Source organism: Bradyrhizobium ivorense (assembly GCF_900696085.1).
Lineage (GTDB): Bacteria > Pseudomonadota > Alphaproteobacteria > Rhizobiales > Xanthobacteraceae > Bradyrhizobium > Bradyrhizobium ivorense.
In genome coordinates, this window is sequence record NZ_CAADFC020000028.1 from 288,942 (window position 1) to 310,483 (window position 21,542).

At 61.6% G+C, this 21,542-nt stretch carries 24 protein-coding genes; 20 read left to right on the top strand and 4 right to left on the bottom strand.

The genetic code is table 11. The annotated features are described in order from the left end of the window. Positions 1-160: 160 nt before the first annotated feature. From CI41S_RS32545 to CI41S_RS32560, 3 genes are all read left to right on the top strand, one after another. Entirely contained in the window at positions 161-1,294 is a 1,134-nt protein-coding gene (locus CI41S_RS32545; protein ID WP_139863172.1) for an alpha-hydroxy acid oxidase, read from the top strand. A 110-nt stretch (positions 1,295-1,404) separates the two neighbouring features. Next, complete coding sequence (locus CI41S_RS32550) at positions 1,405-1,608, top strand: hypothetical protein (RefSeq protein WP_139484960.1); 204 nt, start codon at positions 1,405-1,407, stop codon at positions 1,606-1,608. 704 nt (positions 1,609-2,312) lie between these two features. Then, the gene (locus CI41S_RS32560) at positions 2,313-2,660 is read left to right on the top strand and encodes a phasin (protein WP_139863174.1); all 348 of its coding nucleotides are present in this window, start codon (positions 2,313-2,315) and stop codon (positions 2,658-2,660) included. A gap of 27 nt (positions 2,661-2,687) precedes the next feature. On the opposite strand, the gene CI41S_RS32565 is transcribed toward CI41S_RS32560, so the two are convergent. Then, on the bottom strand, positions 2,688-2,948 hold the full coding sequence (locus CI41S_RS32565) for a hypothetical protein (protein WP_139484962.1): 261 nt from the start codon (positions 2,946-2,948) through the stop codon (positions 2,688-2,690). A gap of 265 nt (positions 2,949-3,213) precedes the next feature. On the opposite strand from CI41S_RS32565, the gene CI41S_RS32570 reads away from it, so the two are divergent. Further along, positions 3,214-3,519, top strand: a complete 306-nt coding sequence (locus tag CI41S_RS32570) for a hypothetical protein (RefSeq protein ID WP_139863175.1) — start codon at positions 3,214-3,216, stop codon at positions 3,517-3,519. Positions 3,520-3,611: 92 nt separating this feature from the next. Here CI41S_RS32570 and CI41S_RS32575 read toward each other — a convergent pair whose 3' ends face one another. Then, the gene (locus tag CI41S_RS32575) at positions 3,612-3,797 is read right to left on the bottom strand and encodes a hypothetical protein (protein WP_139484964.1); all 186 of its coding nucleotides are present in this window, start codon (positions 3,795-3,797) and stop codon (positions 3,612-3,614) included. A gap of 802 nt (positions 3,798-4,599) precedes the next feature. Between CI41S_RS32575 and CI41S_RS32580 the strand changes: the two genes are divergently transcribed. The 8 genes from CI41S_RS32580 to CI41S_RS32610 all read left to right on the top strand — a co-directional run bounded on the left by CI41S_RS32580 (position 4,600) and on the right by CI41S_RS32610 (position 10,894). Next, positions 4,600-5,148, top strand: a complete 549-nt coding sequence (locus CI41S_RS32580) for a hypothetical protein (protein ID WP_139863176.1) — start codon at positions 4,600-4,602, stop codon at positions 5,146-5,148. A 743-nt stretch (positions 5,149-5,891) separates the two neighbouring features. Beyond that, complete coding sequence (locus CI41S_RS43820; protein WP_172628274.1) at positions 5,892-6,053, top strand: hypothetical protein; 162 nt, start codon at positions 5,892-5,894, stop codon at positions 6,051-6,053. Then, positions 6,054-6,308, top strand: coding sequence for a hypothetical protein (locus CI41S_RS32585; RefSeq protein WP_139863177.1), 255 nt, complete (start codon positions 6,054-6,056; stop codon positions 6,306-6,308). Positions 6,309-6,907: 599 nt separating this feature from the next. Continuing rightward, positions 6,908-7,630 (top strand): phage terminase large subunit, encoded by a 723-nt coding sequence (locus tag CI41S_RS44680; RefSeq protein ID WP_229174572.1) that lies wholly within the window; start codon positions 6,908-6,910, stop codon positions 7,628-7,630. Between the two features lie 69 nt (positions 7,631-7,699). After that, a complete protein-coding gene (locus tag CI41S_RS32595) occupies positions 7,700-8,128 on the top strand; it encodes a GNAT family N-acetyltransferase (protein WP_139863178.1) in 429 nt (142 codons plus the stop codon). 291 nt (positions 8,129-8,419) lie between these two features. Next, the gene (locus CI41S_RS32600) at positions 8,420-9,646 is read left to right on the top strand and encodes an acyl-CoA dehydrogenase family protein (protein WP_139863179.1); all 1,227 of its coding nucleotides are present in this window, start codon (positions 8,420-8,422) and stop codon (positions 9,644-9,646) included. Between the two features lie 10 nt (positions 9,647-9,656). Continuing rightward, positions 9,657-10,208, top strand: a complete 552-nt coding sequence (locus CI41S_RS32605) for a flavin reductase family protein (RefSeq protein WP_139863180.1) — start codon at positions 9,657-9,659, stop codon at positions 10,206-10,208. After that, on the top strand, positions 10,208-10,894 hold the full coding sequence (locus tag CI41S_RS32610; RefSeq protein ID WP_139485010.1) for a TetR/AcrR family transcriptional regulator: 687 nt from the start codon (positions 10,208-10,210) through the stop codon (positions 10,892-10,894). Before CI41S_RS32605 ends, CI41S_RS32610 begins: the two co-directional genes overlap by 1 nt. A 6-nt stretch (positions 10,895-10,900) precedes the next feature. Here CI41S_RS32610 and CI41S_RS32615 read toward each other — a convergent pair whose 3' ends face one another. Continuing rightward, positions 10,901-11,773 (bottom strand): polysaccharide deacetylase family protein, encoded by an 873-nt coding sequence (locus tag CI41S_RS32615; protein ID WP_139863181.1) that lies wholly within the window; start codon positions 11,771-11,773, stop codon positions 10,901-10,903. A 14-nt stretch (positions 11,774-11,787) separates the two neighbouring features. Beyond that, positions 11,788-12,885 (bottom strand): LLM class flavin-dependent oxidoreductase, encoded by a 1,098-nt coding sequence (locus tag CI41S_RS32620; protein ID WP_139863563.1) that lies wholly within the window; start codon positions 12,883-12,885, stop codon positions 11,788-11,790. 175 nt (positions 12,886-13,060) lie between these two features. Between CI41S_RS32620 and CI41S_RS32625 the strand changes: the two genes are divergently transcribed. The 8 genes from CI41S_RS32625 to CI41S_RS32660 all read left to right on the top strand — a co-directional run bounded on the left by CI41S_RS32625 (position 13,061) and on the right by CI41S_RS32660 (position 21,533). Next, positions 13,061-13,942, top strand: a complete 882-nt coding sequence (locus tag CI41S_RS32625) for an FAD binding domain-containing protein (protein ID WP_139863182.1) — start codon at positions 13,061-13,063, stop codon at positions 13,940-13,942. Continuing rightward, a complete protein-coding gene (locus tag CI41S_RS32630) occupies positions 13,939-14,424 on the top strand; it encodes a (2Fe-2S)-binding protein (protein WP_139863183.1) in 486 nt (161 codons plus the stop codon). The genes CI41S_RS32625 and CI41S_RS32630 overlap by 4 nt, the downstream gene beginning before the upstream one ends. Beyond that, positions 14,421-16,808, top strand: coding sequence for a xanthine dehydrogenase family protein molybdopterin-binding subunit (locus CI41S_RS32635; protein ID WP_139863184.1), 2,388 nt, complete (start codon positions 14,421-14,423; stop codon positions 16,806-16,808). Before CI41S_RS32630 ends, CI41S_RS32635 begins: the two co-directional genes overlap by 4 nt. Before the next feature lie 64 nt (positions 16,809-16,872). Next, entirely contained in the window at positions 16,873-18,126 is a 1,254-nt protein-coding gene (locus tag CI41S_RS32640) for an ABC transporter substrate-binding protein (protein ID WP_139863185.1), read from the top strand. 52 nt (positions 18,127-18,178) lie between these two features. Then, positions 18,179-19,063 carry a branched-chain amino acid ABC transporter permease gene (locus tag CI41S_RS32645; RefSeq protein WP_139485016.1) on the top strand — a complete coding sequence of 295 codons (885 nt, stop codon included), beginning with the start codon at positions 18,179-18,181 and terminating at the stop codon, positions 19,061-19,063. Positions 19,064-19,070: 7 nt separating this feature from the next. Next, a complete protein-coding gene (locus tag CI41S_RS32650; protein ID WP_139863186.1) occupies positions 19,071-20,057 on the top strand; it encodes a branched-chain amino acid ABC transporter permease in 987 nt (328 codons plus the stop codon). After that, positions 20,054-20,824 (top strand): ABC transporter ATP-binding protein, encoded by a 771-nt coding sequence (locus tag CI41S_RS32655; protein WP_139863187.1) that lies wholly within the window; start codon positions 20,054-20,056, stop codon positions 20,822-20,824. Before CI41S_RS32650 ends, CI41S_RS32655 begins: the two co-directional genes overlap by 4 nt. A gap of 4 nt (positions 20,825-20,828) precedes the next feature. Further along, complete coding sequence (locus CI41S_RS32660) at positions 20,829-21,533, top strand: ABC transporter ATP-binding protein (protein ID WP_139485018.1); 705 nt, start codon at positions 20,829-20,831, stop codon at positions 21,531-21,533. Positions 21,534-21,542: the final 9 nt, after the last annotated feature.

Here is a 21,542-nt window from a genome sequence, read left to right on the forward strand (position 1 = left end):
GGCCGCCGCGCGCGATGCGCCCGCCAGGCAATGTTGGTGTCGAAGCTGATCCATCCCGCGAGCGAATAGCTGGCCTTCGCTGGCGGAATTCGCCGTTCAGGCGGTAGCTTTTCCGGTTTGTCTGCGGCTAATGTGCCGCCAAATCGGGAGAAGAAACACCATGAATGACGGGACCCCCATTCGGTCGGCGCGCAATGTTGAACTCGGCGCCAGCGGCGAGGAATTCCAGAACCTGCACGAGTTCGTGCGCAAGGCCCGCGCCAAGCTGAACCAGAATGCCTGGGACTATATCGTCGGCGCCGCAGAAACCGAGACCACGATGCGTCGCAACAGGATGGCGCTGGACGAGATCGCATTCCGGCCGCGCGTCCTGCGCAATGTCGTGCATGTCGATCCGTCGGTCGAGCTATTCGGGCGCAGGCTCCGGCTTCCCGTCATGATCGCCCCGGTCGGTGCGCTCGAAATCTTCGACCCGGAATCGGGGGCGGCGGTCGCGCGCGGAGCCGGAACGTTCGGTGCGGCGCATATGCTGAGCTCGGTGTCGGAGCCAGGGCTGGAGAACACGGCAAAGGCGGCCCCGGATGCGCTGCGCATCTTTCAGCTTTATGTGCGCGGCGATGACGCGTTCGTCGAGGACGTGGTCAGCCGCTCGATCGCCAATGGCTACGCCGCCTTCTGCCTCACCGTCGACACCGCGCACTACAGCCGGCGCGAGCGCGATATAGCCAAACGCTATGTGCGCGAGAGCCGGATCCGCGCGACCGGCGGTGACTTCCAGAAGGGACTGGAATGGCGGACGGTGAAATTGATCAAGGACAAGTTCAAAATTCCGCTGATCCTCAAGGGTATCGCGACGGCGGAAGACGCCAAGATCGCCCTCGATCACGGGGTCGACTGGATCTACGTGTCGAACCATGGCGGCAGGCAGCTCGACCACGGCCGCGGCTCGATGCATGTGCTGCCCGAGATCGTTCAGGCGGTCGCCGGCCGCGCCAAGATCATGGTCGACGGATCGTTCAGCCGCGGCACCGACATCGTCAAGGCGATCATTTCGGGAGCCGACCTTGTGGGCATCGGCCGTCTGCAGTGCTACGCGCTCGCCGCGGCAGGCGAGGCGGGCATTGTGCGCATGCTCGAACTGCTCGAGGATGAGGTGATCCGCTGCCTCGGGCTGCTCGGTGTCACGAGCTTTGCCGAGCTGGACAAATCCTACCTGCATCCGGCGCTGCCAACCAATCCGCCGAGCGTGTTCAGCGCATTTCCGCTGCTGGATATCGAGCCCTACCGCTATTGAACGGCTTGCGAGGCTGATGCGATCATACCTGGTCGCGTCACGCCGTGGTGTCCATGAAGACGCCGCGGCAAGGCCAAAGTCTGATCGAAATGCCGCACTAGTCGAGGCGAATGGCAGACAATCCATTCGCTGAATTTTCCCTGGAGCGAGCGATCGGCTTGCGCTGGGCGTTGCGGGATATCCAGGCCGGCCGGCTCAAACTGTCACCGGTGGGCGACGAGGATCTGGCCGTGCTCATCGAGCTCGGTCTGATCGAATTGCACGACGACGAGCCGACGCTGACCCCTTCGGGAGCTGCGGTGCTGAGCGGCTGATCCGAATGCGCCGACTAGCGGGCCTTCAGAAAACTTTCGCCGGAATTGCAGGGCGTGCACTGATAGGTCAGCACGTCATAGACCTGATCGCGCGGCTCGATCAGCGCGAGCCGCATCTGCGCGCCGCATCTCATGCACGGCATCTCTATGCTGGTCTTGAACCGCGTGCAGGTCGGAGTCGGCCGAAAGGTGCGCAGCATCGAAGTCCCCATGTCCCCAGAGACGCAAACGCCACCGACGAAATTCCGAATCACTATGCCACAGTGCTGACACGATTGGAATCGGCGCGGTTACGGGATCAGGCAAGTTCCGCGCTGGAACTGCAGGGGATGCGCTGCTCATCGCGATCCGCTTGATCGACATTGACCCATTGTCGTTGTGGCAGAGGACGTCGCGCTGGAGTCGTCGAAGGCGGCGAAGCGCCAGCCGTTGAAGATCATGCCGGTCGGAGCCGATGGTCTTGCACCGACATGACCTGACCGCGACCAGCGCCGGCCGGGACGGGTAGACGATATCCGCTCATCCGGGGGGCCGCCCCGGACCCCGTCCATTTTTCGATTTTCCACGGCAGCGTTACTGTCGCGTGTCACCTCGGAGGGCGTGCGGGCGAGGGGCCGGACGGCGCCCGGCGCCTCAACATGTGAGGCTGACGCCGTCGCGATCTGTGCTAACGTCGCCCCGGAGCATAATTTCAGGGGGCGATCATGATCGAGCCGAAGCTTGAAGTTCCTGCCGAACTGCGCGATCTCGCGGAAAAGACCATCGACCAGGCCGAGCAAGCCTTCGGCCTTTTTTTTGATGCTGCCGGCAAGTCGATGACGGCGGTGCCGGGCACGGAGATCTCCCGACAGGCGCTGTCGTTCACCGAGCAGAACATGCGGGCGGCGTTCGAGCATGCGCGGAAGCTGGTGCATGCGACCGATCTGCAGCAGGCGATGCAGATCCAGTCGGAATTTTTGCGCAGCCAGTTCACCAATGCCGGGGAGCATATGCGGCAGATCACGGGAAGCGTGATGTCCGCCACCAAGGATGCCACCAAGGGCAAGTTCTAGGATCGATCGTTCTGCGTGGCAGCGCGCCTAGCGCCGCCGGGCCACGGCAATGCCGAGCAGGAAGGCGACGAACAGGCTGGCAAGCGGCGCTTCGCGCGTGACCGCGCTCACGGTGGCGAGTGTTCCGCCCGGCCGGCGTGACGCCGCGATTGTACGGCTGAGCCGGTCGACGGCGGACCGCAGCCCGTCCGACACCTCGGTGATGGTGCGCGAAACGTCGGTCGCGGTGTCGATCGCGCGCTCACCAAGCGTGGGCTGCAGCGGGGATTCCGGTGTTTCAAAGCTCATGCCGTGCCGCAATTTGGCTGAAGGTCAGGTGGCCGTCACCTTTGGCTATCCGCGCGTGCGCGTGTTCTGAACAGCGGGTCGATGACCTTTGGCTATCCGCGACAGGCGCCGTTATGAACGGCGGGTGACGGCCACACGCTGTGAAAATGCCGCGGCCGTCGATTGGTTCCGCGGACATGGCTGGATTTCGCACCGCAGGAACCGGAAACTTTTGACCGGCTCGAGGCTTGTTCAATAACGACACTTGCAGTGCAGGCCCTATGCCATGACCGATGCGAGCGCGATCAAGGAGAGAAGCGCGATCAACGAGCGAAAGCGGCACGGCGGCACACCGCTTGTGGTGGCAGCCGTCGTGGCGGCCTTCGGCGTATTGGGCATGCTGATCGTCGACCATGGTCCGTGGAACAAGCCGAAGCTGCAGCCCGCCGCGCATGCCAACTACTCGACGACTGGCGAGGCTGCGCGTGCCGCCGGCGCAACGGTGTTGCCGACCGAGCCCAAGGCCCCGCTCGAACCCGATCCGCCGGGCCCAAAGCCGGTTCATCCGGCAAATCCGAACGCGCCGCAATAGATGTGCAGGCTTTATGGGTGCGCGCCATAGGACAAGAAAATTGAATCGGCCAAATCCGGCAGCGCGCCCGGAAAACAGACGGTCGAAGGCAATCAACGCACGCTGACGAACTTGCCCCAGGCCGCTGCGAGCGCGGCGCCGACCAGAACAAGGACCGGATTGTCGCAGAACATCCCGCCGTAGCTGCACATGGTGCCGCCGAGCGAACCGATCTGATGATGGCCTGCGGCATAGAACAGGCCCGACAAGACCGCGAGCACGGCCGCAACGAAATACATGGACGCCTCCTTGCGATGTGAGTACGGCGCGGCCAAACCGGCCTGCGCCCGCCAAACTTGTCCTGATGTCGGTCGGAACGACGCCCATCGGCCGGCTTGACGCGTCGGGCAACTCACCTGCACAATGACATCATCGCAACAAGCATACGGCGCCCGTTGGAAATTCATGTTGCGATTGAGGGTTTTGACCCGGATTTTCGCCGAAGGCAGTTTCTCGCTGTCGAAGCCGAACCCTCCAATTTTACCGTTTTCTTCGATTTTCGGAAAAACGGTTGACACGTCGGGCAAGTCACCTGCATAATTCCATCATTCCGAAATTGTCGAAGGCCCGCGCGGAGAGCTCCGCGGCGGGCTTTTTGTTTGCCGTTTCACCAATCGGACGGCGGCCGCACGTCACGACGCCACATCTCCCCAGCCGTCGCCCCGAGCGTCGTCAGCGCGCCGCCGTCCGAACCCGTTGAAACCGGAACGAATTGGCCGACGCGGCGAAAGCCGGCGCCGCCCGCGGCCCCACTCGTCAGGGATAAGGTTCGCGCCCCAAAGATCGCAGCCGATCGCGCGATCTGCCGCACATTTCTTCAATCGCCGGTGCCGCGTGCAGCCGGCCGATCAACGAGGGATCCATACCGGATTTGCGCGTCGCTCTTCGTGTTGCGCCTTGTCACCTTCTCCTTGCGCAGCGCGATCATGTACGCAATCATCAATCGCGAGATTTCGACGGCTCCGGGGCAGAAGCACATCTGATCGGCGCAAGGGCGAGGCATCCGCGGGGGCTGCTATCAGGTATTCACGTTTCGTCGTTTTGGCTTCGATTCTGGCCTGGTCGGCAGCGTTTTGCGAAGATGGCAGAGCCGTCGAGCAAAGCAAGCAAGCTTCGCCGCCCGTTCAAAAGCCTGCTCGGCACGTGGTTGCCGTGAGGCAGATGCCGTTGACCGAGGCGCAAGTCCTGGGTGTCTTGGCGCTAACGGGGAGAGTCTATGACGTCACCGACAACGCACCGGAAAGTATCAACAAGCTAACTCCTGAAACGATCGCGAAACTGGATGCCCTCGTGGGTAAGCGCGGATTTGCCAACTATGAAGAATACAAGGTTGTCACGGAGAATATCGGGCTCGTGTCAGCCGGTATCGATCCGGTGACGAACCGATATGTTGGAAGCGAAGCCGTCATTCGAGCGCAAATTGCCCGCGCTCGTTCAGACAAGAAGATGTCTTCCGCCGATAAGGCGGAGAGGATCGCCGATCTCAAAGACGACCTGCAATTTGTAATGCCAGCCGTGCAGTACAAGTCCAATATTGGACTGGTGCTGAAGTACTCAGATGCACTTGCCAAGGTTATCCGAGGCGGCTGATGTGTTTGGCGTAATCCTCTTCAGTTGATCTCACTTTCGGCGGACGGCGTTGGGTCGCCGGGCACTAGGCCGCTCGGAATTGTCAGTGGCACCCCAATGCCGGACTGGCCATTCCCGCCCCCAATCTTCGATTTTCCGAACAAGGATGCGGCGACAGGTAGCGAGGGATGGACGGCCGCAAAACGCAGGCGGGCCCGCTGGGACAGGACGGAACGCTAGCGAACGACGCGCGAGGGTTCGCCCGAGGGCAACGTATCGACGGGTCGCACTTTTTCGATCGCGCGCTCAATCAAAACATTTGACACGTCGGGCAAGTCACCTGCATAATTCCATCATTCCGAAATTGTCGAAGGCCCGCGCGGAGAGCTCCGCGGCGGGCTTTTTGTTTGCCGTTTCACCAATCGGACGGCGGCCGCACGTCACGACGCCACATCTCCCTCGCCGTCGCTCCGAGCGTCGTCAGCGCGCCGCCGTCCGAACCCTTTGAAACCAGCACGAATTGGCCGGCGCGCGCGAACGCGCCGGTCCTGCGGCGCGGCGAAAGCCGGCGCCGCCCGCGGCCCCACTCGTCAGGGATAAGGTTCGCGCCCCAAAAGATCGCAGCCGATCGCGCGATCTGCCGCACGTTTCTTCAATCGCCGGTGCCGCGTGCAGCCGGCCGATCAACGAGGTCGCATGACCGCCTATCTGATATCGCTCGCGGTTGCGGGCTTGATTGCCATTGCCGTGTGGGACCAGTTCGCATGAGCGCAGACATTATCCAGTTCATTCCGCGGCCGCGCCAGGATCGCGCGCAGACGGATTTTCCAACCATCGCATTTCGCACGGCCGTGCCCGATCGCGATATCGACCACGTCGATACCGCGCCGAGCGAATATCTCCCGTCCGACTGGGAGGAGAAGTAGGTGGCGAAATCGATCACCCAGATCAGATCGCTCGCGCGCAGCCACACCAGGACGGCCATCAACGTGCTTGTCGGGGTGATGCGATCCACAAGCGCGACGCCGGCGGCCCGCGTGTCTGCCGCCAACGCCATCCTCGATCGCGGCTGGGGCAAGGCGTCGCAGGCGATCGAGAACGGCGACGGCGCGCTCGAACTTGTGCACCGCATCGAGCGGATTATCGTGGAGCCGGAGAGCCTTGAGGGTGAAGAGACGTGAGCGGCACTGGGCGCGGCCCGTCCGATTGATCGGTTTGACTGGGCGATGTCGCTCGCCCCTCTTACCCTTCAGCGATCCTGACGCCGCGGACGACGCTCGCGACTTTGTGTGCCTCGTCTTACCGAACCACTCTATCAGAGCGCTAGTCACGGTGATATCTATGACAGCGTGTCGGAGCAACGTGCTCCGGGTAGAAGGCCCATGTGGATCGCGAACTGCTCTTCTGTCCTTGCGTTGCATCACGGGAGAACTAGCGTGGCCGATCGACGTCTTCGTGCGTTCTGGGGACTGGGCATAATACCGCTCCTTGCGGCGTTTGATTCGATCTGGTGGTTAATCGGCGTGCGTCTCGATGGGGGGCTAATGGCACCGCAGGCTCCGGAAATCCTTCTCGCTTAGTGCGGCTGGACCGGCCGTTTCTCATTCGGCAGCCGGCTCCGAGCCGCCTCCCGGCCAGTCCGCGTTGTTCGACGAGCGCTTCGCGGCTTTTGCGCCCACACCTTCGGTCGCGACGAGATCGCTGAGCCCGTTCAGCGGACAACCGGTGCAATATCTGCCGTCTGTACTTGGCGTTCCGGACGCACCGAAGACGAGTATCGATGACTGGCTTGCCGGACACACCGGGGCACGCCGTCGCCGATAGCGGTTCAAGCCTGACAGCGGCCGCAATACCCGATTTGCCCCTACTGAGAGCAGCCTTGTCGATCCTGAAAATTCCAACTGCAAAAGTGTTCGAGCCGCTGCTGCAGCCTGCGCGCTACAAGGGTGCGTTCGGCGGCAGGGGATCGGGCAAGTCGCACTTCTTCGGCGAACTGCTGGTCGAGATGTGCCAGGCCGAGCGCGGCACGCTGGCGGTTTGTATCCGCGAGGCGCAGCGCACGCTGGCGCAGTCCTCGAAGCGGCTGGTCGAGAGCAAGATCGCTTCGCTCGGTGTCGGCGCGGGCTTCAAGCTCTATTCGGACAAGATTGCGACGCCGGGCGATGGCGCGATCATCTTCCGGGGCATGCGTTATCAAGCGGTGACTCCAATGAATGAAGCGGACGTTAAGGCGATCGTGATGGAAACACTGATTGAGCAGGAGCGAGTCCGCCGAAGTGACATCGACGCGGTCGTCGTCAAGACGATTGCAACCATCTTGACCTCATTCGGCATAGAGGAAGGTGATCGGAAAGAGCTGCGTGCGGATTTCCAACACCTGCGGCGATGGCGGAGAAGTGTGGAGCAGGCGCAAAGTTACACATTCAAAGCGGTCATTACCGTGATTGCTACAGGCTTTATCGGAGCCGTATGGCTGGGCATCAAGGCTACGCTTGGGAAGTGATCACAGCGTAACTGCCTTCCGTCAGCCAGGGAGGAGTCGCTGGATAGTTTGAAGCTTTGAGGCTTGGCCATGTACCGTATACGCGAAGTTGATCCACAGGACGATGAGATCGCAGAGACGCTCGACGAACTTCACCAAGTGACATTCTGCGACGGGACTCGTGTGCCCGATTTCGAGCAGGGGTATTGGTGGATAGCTTTCCATGGAGCGAAACCGGTTGCATTCGCGGGCGTTGTCCCATCGACGCACGTCGCGAATGCAGGATATCTTTGCCGCGTCGGCGTCGTGATGCAACATTGTGGTCACGGCTTGCAAGTGCGGCTCACCCGCGCGCTCGAAGCGCGAGCGCGAAGAGTCGGTTGGAGCGCGATTGTTTCTGACACGACGGACCGTGTGATCTCAGCAAACAACTTCATCCGACAGGGATACCGGCTCTTTGAGCCGGCGCTACCCTGGGCATGGCCGCATACGCTGTATTGGCGGAAGGCGCTGATCTAGAAACCGTGAGGTTGACCCGCGCCTCGATCAAGACAGAAGCCGGCGCTAGTATTTCAACGACAAGAAGGCCCGGTGGCTGAACAGCCATCGGGCCTTCTTTGCGTTTTCGGGTAGTCAGCGCTACGCAACGGCAGACCATTGGCATCCGGGGACTGGCGAATCCACGCCGATGGTTGCGAGACTGCGCTCGAGAAATTGCCTCACGTGCCTTGATCTCCGGTGATCACTCGATAAACTGATCCGCGTTTCGACCGTACCTTGAACACAAGGGCATCGAGCGAGGGAGCGTCAATGGTTCAGGTTGGCGGCGGGCCAGACGCGGCTACGGCAGCGGGGCCCGGTTCGGATAGTTACTCGGTGATGATCGCGCGGGCCCGGGCGCTGGTTCCCGTATTGCGTGAGCGGGCGTCGCGGACCGAGGATCTGCGACGGTTGCCGCCGGAGACTGAGCGCGACCTCCATGATGCCGGGCTGTTTCGGATCCTGCAGCCCAGGCGCGTCGGGGGCAGCGAACTCGACTATGTCGCTCTGGTCGATTGTGCTGACGCCTTGGGGCAGGGCGACGCGTCGGTCTCCTGGAATTTCGCCAATCTGGCGAGCCATCACTGGATGTTGGCGATGTTCGCGCCTGAGGCGCAGAACGCGGTGTGGGGCAAGGATCCGGATACGCTGATCGCATCGTCCTTCATCTTCCCGGCCGGTCGCGCCAGAAAGGTGGATGACGGATATATCCTGAGCGGCCATTGGCCGTTCTCGTCCGGTGTGGAGGCATGCGAGTGGAACATGCTTGCCAGCATCGTTGCATCCGACGATGAGGCTGATGGCGTCGAATACCGGCTGTTCCTGTTGAACAAGCTGGATTACAGCGTCAAGGACACCTGGAACGCGACCGGCTTGCGCGGAACGGGATCTAACGATGTTCAGGTGACGGACGCATTTGTCCCTGAGCACATGACGGTTGCGGTCGCGGACCTGGCGGGTGGACCGACACCGGGCAGCGTTGTCAATCCGAATGCGCTCTATGCGCTTCCGGTGTTCTCGTTATTTCCATACGTGCTCTCCGGAGTCGGATTGGGGAATGCTCAGGCCTGCCTCGACGACTATGTGGAGATCGCGCGACATCGCGCCTCAACCTACAACAGGGCCAAGATCGGGGATTTGCAGAGCACCCAGATCAAGATCGCCGAGGCTTCGGCAAAGACAGACGCCGCGCGCCTGATCATGCGCACCAACTGTATAGAGGTACTCGCGGACGCCAGGCGTGGCCATATTCCGAACATGGCGGCGAAGACGAAGCTGCGGCGCGATGGCGCGTTCGCGGTCAACCTCTGTACCGACGCCGTGTCTCTCCTGTTCACGGCCAGCGGAGCTCGCAGCCTGTTCACCTCGGGAACCCTGCAGCGCCAATTTCGCGATGCGCACGCGGTGAACTCGCACCTCGCGTTCAATTTTGATGCGGCGGGAACCAACTACGGACGGGTCGTGCTTGGTCTGCCGTCCGAGAACCTGACGCTTTGAGGCTTGCTGGATGTCTGACTCACCCAAACATCCGCAGGACCCGGCCAACGAGCTCGCAAGCGACAATTCGGCGATCGATCCTCGCGACTTTCGCAATGCGCTCGGTACGTTTGCCACTGGGGTGACGATTGTCACCGCGATGTCGGCGGAAGGAAAGCCGTACGGGATCACGTGCAATTCCTTTGCCTCGGTGTCGCTCAATCCGCCGTTGGTGCTATGGAGCCTGGGCGTTTTTTCGCAGGGGCTCGTGATCTTCCAAAACGCCAGCCATTTTGCGGTGAATGTGCTAGCGGCATCACAGCAGAAGCTTGCTCAGCAGTTCGCCAGGTCCTCCAGTGACAAGTTCGCCGGCGTCAGCTGGACACCAGGGCTCGGCAACGCGCCGGTGCTTGCCGACGTTGTCGCCAGTTTTCAATGCCGTGCCGCCAACCGCTACTACGGAGGGGATCACGTTATTTTTCTCGGTGCGGTAGAGGCGTACGCTCATAACCGGAGGGAGCCGCTGTTGTTCGCGCAAGGCGGTTTTGGCCGATTTCTTGCTGGGGACGTTGGCAAAGCTTGATGAATCGAAAGGCACCCAACAGGCGAACGCGCGCCAAGCAGAAACGGTTGTCGGCCGACGATCGCCGCAGCGAATTTGTCACCAAGGCGACCGAGCTTTTCGCGGAAGAAGGATTTGCCGGCGGAACCCGCGCGTTGGCGCGCAAGCTTGGTGTGACCCAACCGCTGCTTTACCGCTACTTTCCAAGCAAGGATGACCTCATCAAGGAAGTTTACCGCAAGGTATACCTCGAACCGCTCGAAATCGGGTGGGAGAAACTGCTTTCCGATCGGTCACGTCCGCTCCGCGTGCGGCTGCAGGAATTCTACGAGATCTACACGGACGCGATCTTCACCCGCAAATGGCTGCGGATTTACCTCTATTCGGGTCTAAAGGGCCTCGACATCAACCGTTGGTACGTTGGCATGGTCAAGGACAAGATCCTGACCCGCATCCTGCGAGAATGCCGCCATGAGGCCGGATTGGCAGTGCAGAGCAGGCCGAGCGCCGCCGAGTTGGAGTTGGCGTGGGTGTTTCACGGCGGCATCTTCTACTACGGAGTGCGAAAATACATCTATGATGCGCCCGTTCTTGAAGACAAGGCGCAGATGATCAGCGACGCGTTGGATATTTTCCTCGCCGGATTTGAGAAGATCGCGGAAAATTCCGCCGATCGCCGGCGGGTGCCGATCAAGGTCATTGGCTGAGCCGCACTACTTCGCCATCTCGCCCCGATACCAATCCCCAATCTCGCTTGCCGTCATCATTGCCACGCCGTCATGGCCGATGACGTAGTCGAGCAGGGCCTCCAGGTACTTGATTCGATGCGGCACCCCCGTGATGTAGGGGTGTACCGAGATGGCCATGATCCGCGCATTGTCCGCGCCTTCGAGATAGAGCCGATCGAACTGATCGGTGCAGCGCCTCAAGAATTGTTCGGACGGAAGGTGCTGCAACGCGTGAATGACGATGTCGTTGGTCTCGACGGAATAGGGGATCGTCGTCACGGTGCCGTGCGGCGTCGTGATGTCCTGGGGAAGATCGTCAATCACCCAGTCGGCGACGTACTCGATCCCGTTGAGGCGCAGCAGATCGAGCGTTTCTTCAGTCTCGGTCAGGCCCGGACTTTCCCACGACCGCGGCGGTTTCCCGGTAAAGTTCGCGATGGTGTCGACCGAGCGCCTGATCGCGTCCGCCTGGTTCTCGACCCTGTGCATCGGGCCCTGAATAAAGCCATGTCCCATGAACTCGAAGCCGGCCTCGAGCGCCGCCGATGCCACGCGCGGATAGGTGTTGCAGACGTTGGCGTTTATAGCCAGCGTCACGGGTATGTTCCTTTCAGTGAGCGCCATGAACTGTCGCCAGAAGCCGGCGCGCATGCCGTATTCATGCCAGGACCAGTTCGGCACGTCGGGCAGCAGAGGCTGGCCCATCGGCGGGCTAAGCACGGTGCGTGGCATCGCATTTTCGATGCGCCATTCCTCGACATTGAGGATGACCCATACGGCAAGCTTCTTGCCGCCAGGCAGGGTCAGTTTCGGTCGATCAACCAGAGCCTGATACGGAATGCGATCGCTGAAGGCCATATCGAGCTCCTTGATTAATTTGCCGGTCCGGCCGCGGCTGCATTGATCCGGGGCAGGACCTTCTCAGCCATTAAGATCATCGATTGGCGGCCGAGTTCGCGGTCCTTCCAATCCTTGCCGGCATAAAGCAAGGTGCCGAACTCGCCGACCTCCTGCTGGAGCGCCAACAGCTGATCGGCCACGCTTTCCGGCGTGCCATAAATGATGAGCTTGTCGCAGATCGATTCCAGCGTGACCTCAGCGTCCGGCTGTTCCCGCCGCGTCTTGAACAACTCGAGCCGGCCGCCGCGCTTCAGCTTCGTGAACAACTGATGATAGTAATACACATAGGGGCTGTCTGGCCCCGTGGCATAGGCCTTTGCCGTTGACGCGTCCTTGGCAACGAACACGCTCTTGGCGACGCGCCAGTTGGCCGCGTTCGCAACGCGTTTCACGCGCTCGCAACCTTCGACATATTTGGGCCAATGGCTCTTTACCCAGGCCGGCATCAGGAAATTCGCCGAGATCGGATCCCAGCCGCGCGCCGCCGCCTCCGTGACGCCCTTTGAGAAAGGAGCAACAGCGGTCACGACGATCTGTGGGTGAGGGGCCTGCAGAGGACGGGCAATAAATCCCTGGCCGATGTCTTCGATCAGCGTCTTGTTGATCGAAATATTCCAGTACTTGCCTTGCAAGTCATAGGGCGGCTTGCCGGCCCAGATATCGAGAACCTGATTGATCGCCTCGAGAAACATCGCGTTGCGATCGGCATCGAGATTGCCGAACACCTCTGCGTCCGAGAGCAATCCGCCGGGGCTGATACCTAGAATGAAGCGGCCATCGAGCATGTGATCCAGCATCGCGACCGATGCGGCGACCGCTGCCGGATGCGTGTTCGGCATGTTGATCGTGCCGGTTCCAAGCTTGATCCGTTTGGTGGCGGCCGCGATCCAGGCGATGAAGGCGATGCTTGAGGTGATATTCTCGGCGCGGTCGGTGACATGCTCGCCGACATAGGCCTCGGTGAATCCGAGCTCATCCGCGAGCAGGAAGGCTTCACGATCCTCCCGGAGCGATTGCCGCCAATCCTTCTCGAGAGGATGGATGGGCATCGTAAAGAACCCGAGCTTCATGATCTGCTGCTCCCCGCGGGCGGGCTTTTTTGGTTGGTGAGGAACCTGCGACCTCCGTACCGCGAAGACAAGCCCCATCGAATAAATAATCACTCGATAAACAAGCTTGACCTTTGAATTGCGGGACCCTCTAATCCCGGAAAGCGAAAAATCCGGCCCGGGAGGCCACGCCCACATGAAAGCTGCGGCTTTCACGTATGCTCGTGCGACCAGCGTCGTGAACGCGCTGGAGCTGCTGGCTGCGCACGGTGACAAGGCGAAGGTTCTGTCCGGAGGCCAGAGCCTGATGCCGGCCATGAACCTGCGGCTGGTCTCCCCGGACATTGTGGTCGATATCGGCGGCCTCACCGAATTGCGCGGCATTGCGGTGAGCGGAGACGTACTGGCCATCGGCGCGCTCACCCGCCATGTTGATTTGCTCAGATCGCCGGAGGTTGCAGCGCACGCGCCATTGTTGCGGGACGCCGTGGCCCATGTCGCCCATCCGGCCATTCGCAATCGCGGAACGGTCGGAGGAAGCCTTGCGCACGCCGACCCTGCATCGGAAATTCCCGCCTGCATGGCGGCGCTTGACGCCACGATCGTCGTTCGCGGTCCGGGAGGCGAGCGTCGGATCGCCACAGCCGAGTTCTTCAGGGGGATCTACGAGACCGCGCTATCGCCGCAGGACCTGCTCGTTGCTGTCGAGCTGCCGCTCTCGGGCGAAGGTGCGAGGTTCTTCTTTCAGGAGTATGCCCGGCGGCACGGCGACTACGCCATCGTTGGTCTCGCCGCGCGTGCGCTTGTCGGAGGTGGCCAGTTCACGGACCTTCGGCTGGGATTCTTTGCCGTCGGCGATCGGCCCCTGCTCGCCGATGCCGCGCGCAAGTTGATCAATGTGTCCGTTACGCCCGCCCTGCTTGCCGAAACGGCGGCGGCTCTAGCCGAGGAGCTCGATCCGGAGGAGGATCAGCAAGCTTCCCCGGCGATGCGTCGACACCTCGCGACGGTATTGATGCGCCGCTGCGTAGCCGCGTTGCTTGAGCGGCCCGAATTGGAGACGGGAGGCGCCTGGTGATTGCTCCAATACCGGTCTCATTGTTGGTCAACGGCGAGCCCATCGAGGCCCTTGTCGCGCCGCGGCTCAACCTCGCCGATTTCCTCCGAGAGACTTTGAAGCTCACAGGGACGCATGTTGGCTGCGAGCACGGCGTCTGTGGTGCCTGCACGGTCCGGGTCGACGGCGAGATCGTTCGCTCCTGTCTGTTGCTGGCGGTGCAAGCACAGGGATCGTCGGTCGAAACGATCGAAGGGCTCTCCGACAGCGGCGAAATTGCCGATCTCCAGGCGGCGTTTCGCGCGCGCAACGCGCTGCAGTGCGGCTACTGCACGCCCGGAATGCTGATCACAGCCCAGGATCTGCTCAGGCAATCGCCCACACCCGATCGCGCGGCCATCCGGGAGCATCTCTCCGGTAATTACTGCCGCTGCACGGGCTATCAGGCCATCGTGGACGCCGTTGAGGCGACGGCCAAGACGCGCGCGGAGCAAGCTGCATGACGCGTCCCACAGCAGATTCGCTTTCGGTGCTCGACCGCCCGAATTCCTATATCGGCAAGACGGTGCCGCGGCCAAACCTCGACCGGCTGCTGCAGGGGCGTGGGCAGTATGTCAGCGATCTCGAATTGCCGCGGATGGCCCACGTGGTTTTCTTGCGGTCACCGCATGCCCACGCCAGGATTGTCGCGATCGATGCCACCGCTGCGAAGCGTCTGCCGGGCGTGATTTCGGTGGTTACCGGTCGCGAGTTGGAGGCCGTCATCACGCCCTGGGTCGGTGTCCTCTCGCACTTGAAGGGATTGAAGTCGGCGCCGCAACGCGCAATCGCGGTTGAGCAGGTTTGCTGGCAGGGCGAGGCGGTCGCGGCGATTGTGGCGACCAGCCGCGCGGTTGCTGAAGATGCCATGGAGCATATCGCCGTTGACTACGAGGAACTCGAGGCGGTCACGGATATGCGCACCGCGCTCGATCCGTCCACTCCCGTCATTCACGCCTCGCTCGGCGACAATCTTGCCTTCGAGCGAGCTTACCACGCGGGCGACGTCGATCGGACGTTTGCCGAATCCGACGCGGTGATCGAATCCGAATTCGTGTTCGGCCGTCACACCGGTGTGACGCTCGAACCACGGGCGGTGGTTGCCGACTGGAATGCAGCGGAGGCGCGGCTCACGATCTATCAGGGCACCCAGGCGCCCCACATGGTGCAGAACATCGCGGCCCTGCACCTTGGGCTCAAGGAATCGCAGGTTCGTGTGGTCTGCAAGGATGTCGGCGGCTCCTTTGGCATCAAGGTTCATATCTACGCCGATGAAATGGCGACCTACGCGCTATCCAAGCTGCTGCGTCGGCCAATCAAGTTCGTCGCCGACCGTGTCGAAAGCTTCAACACCGACATCCATGCCCGCGATCATCGCTGTAAGGGACGGATCGGTGTCAAGCAGGACGGTACGATTACTGCCTTCGAGATCGACGATCTGACCGGGATCGGCCCCTATTCGATGTATCCGCGGACCAGCGCCATCGAGGCCAACCAGGTGGTCAATCTGGTCGGCGGGCCATATGTTGCACAGAACTATCGCGCACGGGCCCGGGTCGTCTTCCAGAACAAGAACGTCATGTGCCAGTACCGGGCGGTTGGACATCCGATCGCCTGTTCGGTGACCGAAGGTCTGGTCGATTTGGCCGCTGCCAGGATCGGGATGGATCCGGTCGAGATCCGACGTCGCAACCTGATCGCGGACGATGGCTATCCTTGCGCCTCGCCCTCGGGCATGAAGTTCGAGCAGCTGTCGCATCACGCCTCATTGGCAAAGCTGCTTCAGATGATGGACTACGATGCGCTGCGCGCGGAGCAGACGGCATTGCGATTGAGGGGCATCCACCGCGGGATCGGCATCGCGAGCTTCATCGAGGTCACCAATCCAAGCGCAGCCTTCTACGGCGTCGGTGGTGCGAAGATTTCGTCACAGGACGGGGTCGCAGTTCGGCTCGATGCGCAGGGCTCGGTGATCTGCCAGACCAGCATCACGGAGCAGGGACAAGGATCGGAATCACTGACCGCCCAGATCGTGGGCAGCGTGCTCGGCGTCTCGATGGAACGGGTGCGCGTGACATTAGGGGATACCGACAACACGCCCTATGGCGGCGGTACATGGGCGTCTCGTGGTGCCGGCATTGGCGGCGAAGCCGCCCTGCAGGCTGCCAAGGCCTTGCGCAAGAATATTCTGGATGTCGCCGCCGCCATCCTGCAATCGACGCCGGCCGAGCTGGACATTGCCGGCAATAGCATCGTCAGCGCCAGCGACGCTACGCCGAGGATCGAGCTGAACGAACTGGCGCGGATCGTCTATTTCCGGCCGGATACCCTCCCGCCAGGCATTCAGCCCGAGCTGATGGCAACCCGACACTTTGTCCCGCGCCAATATCCCTTCGCCTTCACCAACGGCGTCCAGGCCTCATGGCTGGAGATCGACACCGAGACCGGGTTCATCAAGCTGCTGAAGCACTGGGTGGTTGAGGATTGCGGCACGATCATCAATCCGCAGCTGGTCGACGAGCAGATCCGGGGCGGGGTCGTGCAAGGGCTGGGCGCCGCCTTGTTCGAGAAGTGCATCTATGACGAGCGCGGTCAGCTCACCAACGCCAATATGGCTGACTACCTGGTCCCGATGTCCGGTGAGATGCCAGATATCGAGGTCGGTCATGTGGTGTCGCCGACGCAGGAAACCGAGCTGGGTGCCAAGGGAGCGGGCGAGGCTGGCACGGCCGGCGCGGCGGCAGCGGTCGCCAACGCCGTCAATGATGTGCTCCGGCCGTTCGGGGCAATTATTACCGAGATTCCACTGACGCCTCAGGTTATCCTGACCGCCTTGGGACGGATCTGAGGCGGAGACGTTCCAGGCAACGCGAATACGATAACCAAACAGACAATTCTTGGGGAGGATAGCCATGACGAAGAGGGCCACCAAAGCTGGATGGATGTCACGCCGGCGGCTACTGACGACAGCGAGCGCCGGCGTCGTTCTCGCCGTCTCACCCTTTCGCATCAATCTCCTCCAGGCGCAGGAAGCGCCGATCAAGATCGGCTTCCCTGTTCCTTTGACTGGTCCCTATGGCGCCGAGGCGCAGGACCAGGTTCGTGCCGGACAATTGGCCGTGGCCCAGTTCAATGAGGCCGGTGGCCTCAATGGCCGCAAGGCGGAGCTTGTCGTGCGCGACGACAAGCTGAATCCGGGCGAGGCTGCGACGCGGACTTTGGAGCTGGTCGAGAAGGAGAAAGTCAATTTTGTGGTCGGCAGCCTCTCCGCGGCCGTCCAACTCGCGATCAACAACGTCACCAAAGAGCGCGGCATCATCTTCAATTCGATCAGCCAGTCCGACGCCATCAACGAGGCCGCCGACTTCAGCAAGTACACGTTCCACGAGGCCCTCAATCCGCACATGACCTCCGGCGCGGTCGGCCGCTACGCTTTCTCCAAGTTTGGCAAGAAGGTTGCCTTCCTGACCGCCGATTACGCCTACGGCCACGAAATGGTTCGCGGCTTCCTCGAGGTCGGCAAGGAATTCAACATCGAGAACCTCGGCGATATTCGTCATCCGTTGGGAACGTCCGATTTCTCGACCCTGCTGCCGCGCCTTCAGGCGCTGAAGCCCGACATCCTGTGCATCAGCAATTTTGGCCGGGACCAGCAGATCGCGCTGAAGCAGGCAACCGACTTCGGCATCAAAAAGTCGATCCAGATCATTGCGCCGCTGCTCTCGCACGCCAGCCGCGTGGCCGCAGGCGCGCAGGCGTTCGAAGGCGTGGTCGGCGGTTGCTCGTTCTACTGGGGCATCGAGGACAAATTCGCCTCGACCAAGGCGTTCAATGAGGCGTTCCGCAAGATGTATGACGGCAAGTTGCCGACCGACTACGGCGCGCTCGGCTATGGCGGCGTCCGGACCGTGCTCGCGGCGGTCAAGGCCGCGGGCAGCGTCGAGACCGACAAGGTCGTCGCAGCGCTCGAGGCCCTGAAGTACGACTACTACAAGGGCCCGCAATATTATCGCAAATGCGATCATCAGTCGGTGCAGTCGGTGCTCGTGATCAAATCGAAGTCGAAGGACATGAGGAACGACTCGGATGTGTTCGAAGTCCTTGCGACCGAAGAGCCCAACGAAAAGAACCTGCGTACCTGTGAATTGCTCGGCCACAAGAGCTGAGTTCACGAGATGGCGCGCGCCAATGGCGGTGCGCGCCGCTTTGGGAGGATGAATGGCGGGTTTGAGCTTTGATCTGATCGCGCTGCAATTGTTCGCCGGGCTGGCGCTCGGCGCAATCTACGTGTTGTTTGCGATCGGACTTTCGCTGATCTTCGGGATGCTGACCGTCGTCAACTTCGCCCATGGGGCGTTCTACATGGTCGGCGCCTATGTCGGGCTTTACCTGATCTCGATCGGCGGCAATTTCTGGCTCTGCCTGGTGGCGGTGCCGCTCCTGATCGGGTTGTTCGGTCTTGCGGTCGAGCGAGTGTTGATCCGGCCGCTGTATGGTCGCGGGATTGACTACCCGCTGCTGCTGACCTTTGGGCTGAGCTATGTGATGGTCGAATGCGTGCGCATTGCGTTCGGCAAGACCGGCTATCCCTTCGACACGCCCGAGATTCTGCAAGGTGCCGTCAATATTGGTGTCGGATACTTTCCGCTCTACCGGTTGTTCGTGATCGGTGCGACGGCAGCCGTGCTGCTGGCGCTCTGGCTATTCCTGGAGAGAACCAGCTTCGGTCTCATCATCCGTGCCGGGGCGCGCGATCCACAAATCGTTCGCGTCCTTGGCGTCGACGTATCTCGGGTCTGGCTGATCGTGTTCGGAATTGGAACGGCGATCGCCGGCTTCGCCGGCCTGCTCGCCGCCCCGCTGCAGGGCGTCATTCCCGAGATGGGTGGCACCATTCTCGCGGAAGCCTTTGTGGTGACGGTGGTCGGCGGCATGGGTTCGATCGGCGGTGCGGTGCTGGCGGGCCTCCTGGTCGGCGTCGTCGTCAGCATGACGTCGCTGTTTGCGCCCGAAATGGCCAAGGTGTCGATCTTTGCCCTGATGGCAATCGTCCTGATCGTGCGCCCGCAGGGCTTCTTCGGTCGCGCTGGATTGTTGAGCTGAGCCGGGCATGACCGAAGCCGCCGAATCCTTCAAGCATCCGAACGCAGCCACCATCAGCTGGTACGATTTCGCGACGCGGCATCGCGCCAGCCTCGCCGCCGCGGTGATCCTGATTTTCCCTCTGGTGATGCCGTTTACCGCCCTGGCGGTGAACATCCTGATTTACGGGCTGTATGCGCTCGGGTTCAATCTGGTGTTCGGCTATCTCGGGCTGCTCTCGTTCGGTCATGCCGCGCTGTTCGGAACCGGCGCTTATCTTTGCGGCATTGCCATCGTGCATTTCGGCTGGCCGTGGTATGTGGCGATCGCGGCAGGCGTTGGTGGTGGCCTGTTGATGGCGCTGTTGATCGGTGTGCTCGCGATCCGGACCCGCGGCATCTACTTTGCGATGGTGACGATGGCGCTCTCGCAGTGCGTCTACTACCTGTTCTATCAGGCCGTCGACTGGACCGGGGGCGAGAACGGCCTCCGTGGTATCAATGTCCGGACCATCGATCTGTTCGGTTTGCGGATCGATTTCATCAATCCGATGATCCGCTACTACGTCATCGCTGCTTTCGTGATTGCCGCTTTTTTTGTGATGTCACGCATCCTTGCGTCTCCCTTCGGGGCTGTCATCGAAGCCGTGCGGGAGAACGAAATGCGCGCGCGTGCATCGGGCTATGACGTCACCGTGACCCGATTGCTCACGTTTGTCCTGTCGGGCGGCTTCTGTGGCCTCGCGGGTGCACTGCAGGCGCTTCATCTTTCGATCGTTCCGATCGAGATCCTGCACTATGAGACGTCGGGCCTGGTGGTGATGGTCGCGCTGTTGGGCGGCATGGGGACATTCTTCGGGCCGATGATCGGCGCCGCGGTCTTCCTGGTTCTGGAGAACGTTGTTTCGGTGTGGACGGTTCACTGGCAACTGATCGTCGGGGCCATCTTCATTGCGTGCGTGCTGTTCTTCCCAGCCGGTATCTGGGGCACGCTGATAGCGAGGCGGCGGCGATGACGGCCATGGCAGGGCAGGCGGGCGAAATCATCCTGCGCACCAAGGGCGTCGGCAAGACGTTTGGGAAGTTTGTCGCGCTCAACAATATCTCCGCGGAGTTTTCGAAGGGCGCGATCACGTCCATCATCGGGCCGAATGGCGCGGGCAAGAGCACCTATTTCAACCTGCTGTGCGGCGCCTTTCCGCCCTCGCGCGGCAGCGTTGAATTCGAGGGCAAGGATGTCACGGGACTCCCGCAGCATCGCTTTGCACACATGGGGATCGCTAAGTCGTTTCAGATCACCAGCGTATTTCCCCAGCTGACGACGCGTGAGAACATCCGGGTTGGCCTGCAAGCCTTGGTCTCCAGATACGACATCTGGCGCCCACGTGCCCGCTTGGGCGAATTGGTCGAACGGGCAGATGAGTTGCTGGTCCTGGTGGGATTGTGGGAGTCGCGGGAGCGTGCCGCCAAGACGCTGGCGCACGGCGAGCAGCGGGCGCTGGAGATCGGCATGGCGCTCGCCAGCCAGCCTCGGTTGTTGCTGCTCGATGAGCCGACGGCGGGCATGAGCCCGGAAGAGACCCGGACCATGATGGATTTGATCGTGAAGCTCGCCAAAGAGCGCACGGTCATCCTGGTCGAACACAAGATGAAGCTGGTGCTCGGCATCAGCGACCGCATCCTGGTGCTGCATCATGGCGAACTGCTGGCCGAGGGAACGCCACAGGAGGTGCGACAGAACGAGGCGGTGAAGCGCGTCTATCTCGGGCAGCGGGAGCACTGACCGGATGCTGCAGATCAGCAAGCTCAATGCCTGGTATGGCGCAAGCCACGCGTTGCAGGACATCAGTCTGGAGGTGGCCCGGGGTGAAATCGTCTGCCTGATCGGCCGCAATGGAGCCGGCAAGACCACCACGCTGAAGTCGATCATGGGGCTGATGGACCGAACGCGGGGTTCGGTGATCTTCAAGGGCAAGGAGTTGCTGCAGCAGCCGGCGCACATCCGTTTTGCGCTGGGGCTCGCCTATGTGCCGGAGGAACGGCGGATCGTGCAGGGACTATCGGTACGGGAGAATCTGCGGCTCGGCCTGGTCGCCTCGGCCGAAAAGAAGCGGGAAGCTGAGCTGATTGGCGAGATCGCGATGATATTTCCACGGCTGGCCGAGCGTATGGATCAGGAGGCCGTCACGATGTCCGGCGGCGAGCAGCAAATGCTGGCGATCGCGCGCGCCATGATCGCAAAGCCCGACCTGATCATGCTGGACGAGCCCTCCGAGGGCATCATGCCGGTGCTGGTCGACGAAATGTTCGAGTTGTTCCGCAGCATGAAGGCGCAGGGGACGACGGTATTGCTGGTCGAGCAGAATGTCGAACTCGCGCTCGATATCGCCGATCGCGCCTATGTGCTGGATCAGGGGGCCGTGGTGCACCAGGCATCGGCACAGGACCTGCTCGCGGATGATGAGATCAAGGAACGTTACTGCTCGGTGTGAAGACGCTGG

What these genes read in the sequence shown, in the direction of transcription:
- CI41S_RS32650 (WP_139863186.1), top strand. Translation starts at nt 19,071, where the DNA reads ATGACCGAAGCCGCCGAATCCTTCAAGCATCCGAACGCAGCCACCATC.
- CI41S_RS32600 (WP_139863179.1), top strand. Translation starts at nt 8,420, where the DNA reads ATGGTTCAGGTTGGCGGCGGGCCAGACGCGGCTACGGCAGCGGGGCCC.
- CI41S_RS43820 (WP_172628274.1), top strand. Translation starts at nt 5,892, where the DNA reads ATGAGCGCAGACATTATCCAGTTCATTCCGCGGCCGCGCCAGGATCGC.
- CI41S_RS32615 (WP_139863181.1), bottom strand. Translation starts at nt 11,773, where the DNA reads ATGGCCTTCAGCGATCGCATTCCGTATCAGGCTCTGGTTGATCGACCG.
- CI41S_RS32625 (WP_139863182.1), top strand. Translation starts at nt 13,061, where the DNA reads ATGAAAGCTGCGGCTTTCACGTATGCTCGTGCGACCAGCGTCGTGAAC.
- CI41S_RS32570 (WP_139863175.1), top strand. Translation starts at nt 3,214, where the DNA reads ATGACCGATGCGAGCGCGATCAAGGAGAGAAGCGCGATCAACGAGCGA.
- CI41S_RS32545 (WP_139863172.1), top strand. Translation starts at nt 161, where the DNA reads ATGAATGACGGGACCCCCATTCGGTCGGCGCGCAATGTTGAACTCGGC.
- CI41S_RS32655 (WP_139863187.1), top strand. Translation starts at nt 20,054, where the DNA reads ATGACGGCCATGGCAGGGCAGGCGGGCGAAATCATCCTGCGCACCAAG.
- CI41S_RS32640 (WP_139863185.1), top strand. Translation starts at nt 16,873, where the DNA reads ATGACGAAGAGGGCCACCAAAGCTGGATGGATGTCACGCCGGCGGCTA.
- CI41S_RS32620 (WP_139863563.1), bottom strand. Translation starts at nt 12,885, where the DNA reads ATGAAGCTCGGGTTCTTTACGATGCCCATCCATCCTCTCGAGAAGGAT.
- CI41S_RS32560 (WP_139863174.1), top strand. Translation starts at nt 2,313, where the DNA reads ATGATCGAGCCGAAGCTTGAAGTTCCTGCCGAACTGCGCGATCTCGCG.
- CI41S_RS32575 (WP_139484964.1), bottom strand. Translation starts at nt 3,797, where the DNA reads ATGTATTTCGTTGCGGCCGTGCTCGCGGTCTTGTCGGGCCTGTTCTAT.
- CI41S_RS32565 (WP_139484962.1), bottom strand. Translation starts at nt 2,948, where the DNA reads ATGAGCTTTGAAACACCGGAATCCCCGCTGCAGCCCACGCTTGGTGAG.
- CI41S_RS32595 (WP_139863178.1), top strand. Translation starts at nt 7,700, where the DNA reads ATGTACCGTATACGCGAAGTTGATCCACAGGACGATGAGATCGCAGAG.
- CI41S_RS32610 (WP_139485010.1), top strand. Translation starts at nt 10,208, where the DNA reads ATGAATCGAAAGGCACCCAACAGGCGAACGCGCGCCAAGCAGAAACGG.
- CI41S_RS32660 (WP_139485018.1), top strand. Translation starts at nt 20,829, where the DNA reads ATGCTGCAGATCAGCAAGCTCAATGCCTGGTATGGCGCAAGCCACGCG.
- CI41S_RS44680 (WP_229174572.1), top strand. Translation starts at nt 6,908, where the DNA reads ATGACTGGCTTGCCGGACACACCGGGGCACGCCGTCGCCGATAGCGGT.
- CI41S_RS32645 (WP_139485016.1), top strand. Translation starts at nt 18,179, where the DNA reads ATGGCGGGTTTGAGCTTTGATCTGATCGCGCTGCAATTGTTCGCCGGG.
- CI41S_RS32550 (WP_139484960.1), top strand. Translation starts at nt 1,405, where the DNA reads ATGGCAGACAATCCATTCGCTGAATTTTCCCTGGAGCGAGCGATCGGC.
- CI41S_RS32605 (WP_139863180.1), top strand. Translation starts at nt 9,657, where the DNA reads ATGTCTGACTCACCCAAACATCCGCAGGACCCGGCCAACGAGCTCGCA.
- CI41S_RS32635 (WP_139863184.1), top strand. Translation starts at nt 14,421, where the DNA reads ATGACGCGTCCCACAGCAGATTCGCTTTCGGTGCTCGACCGCCCGAAT.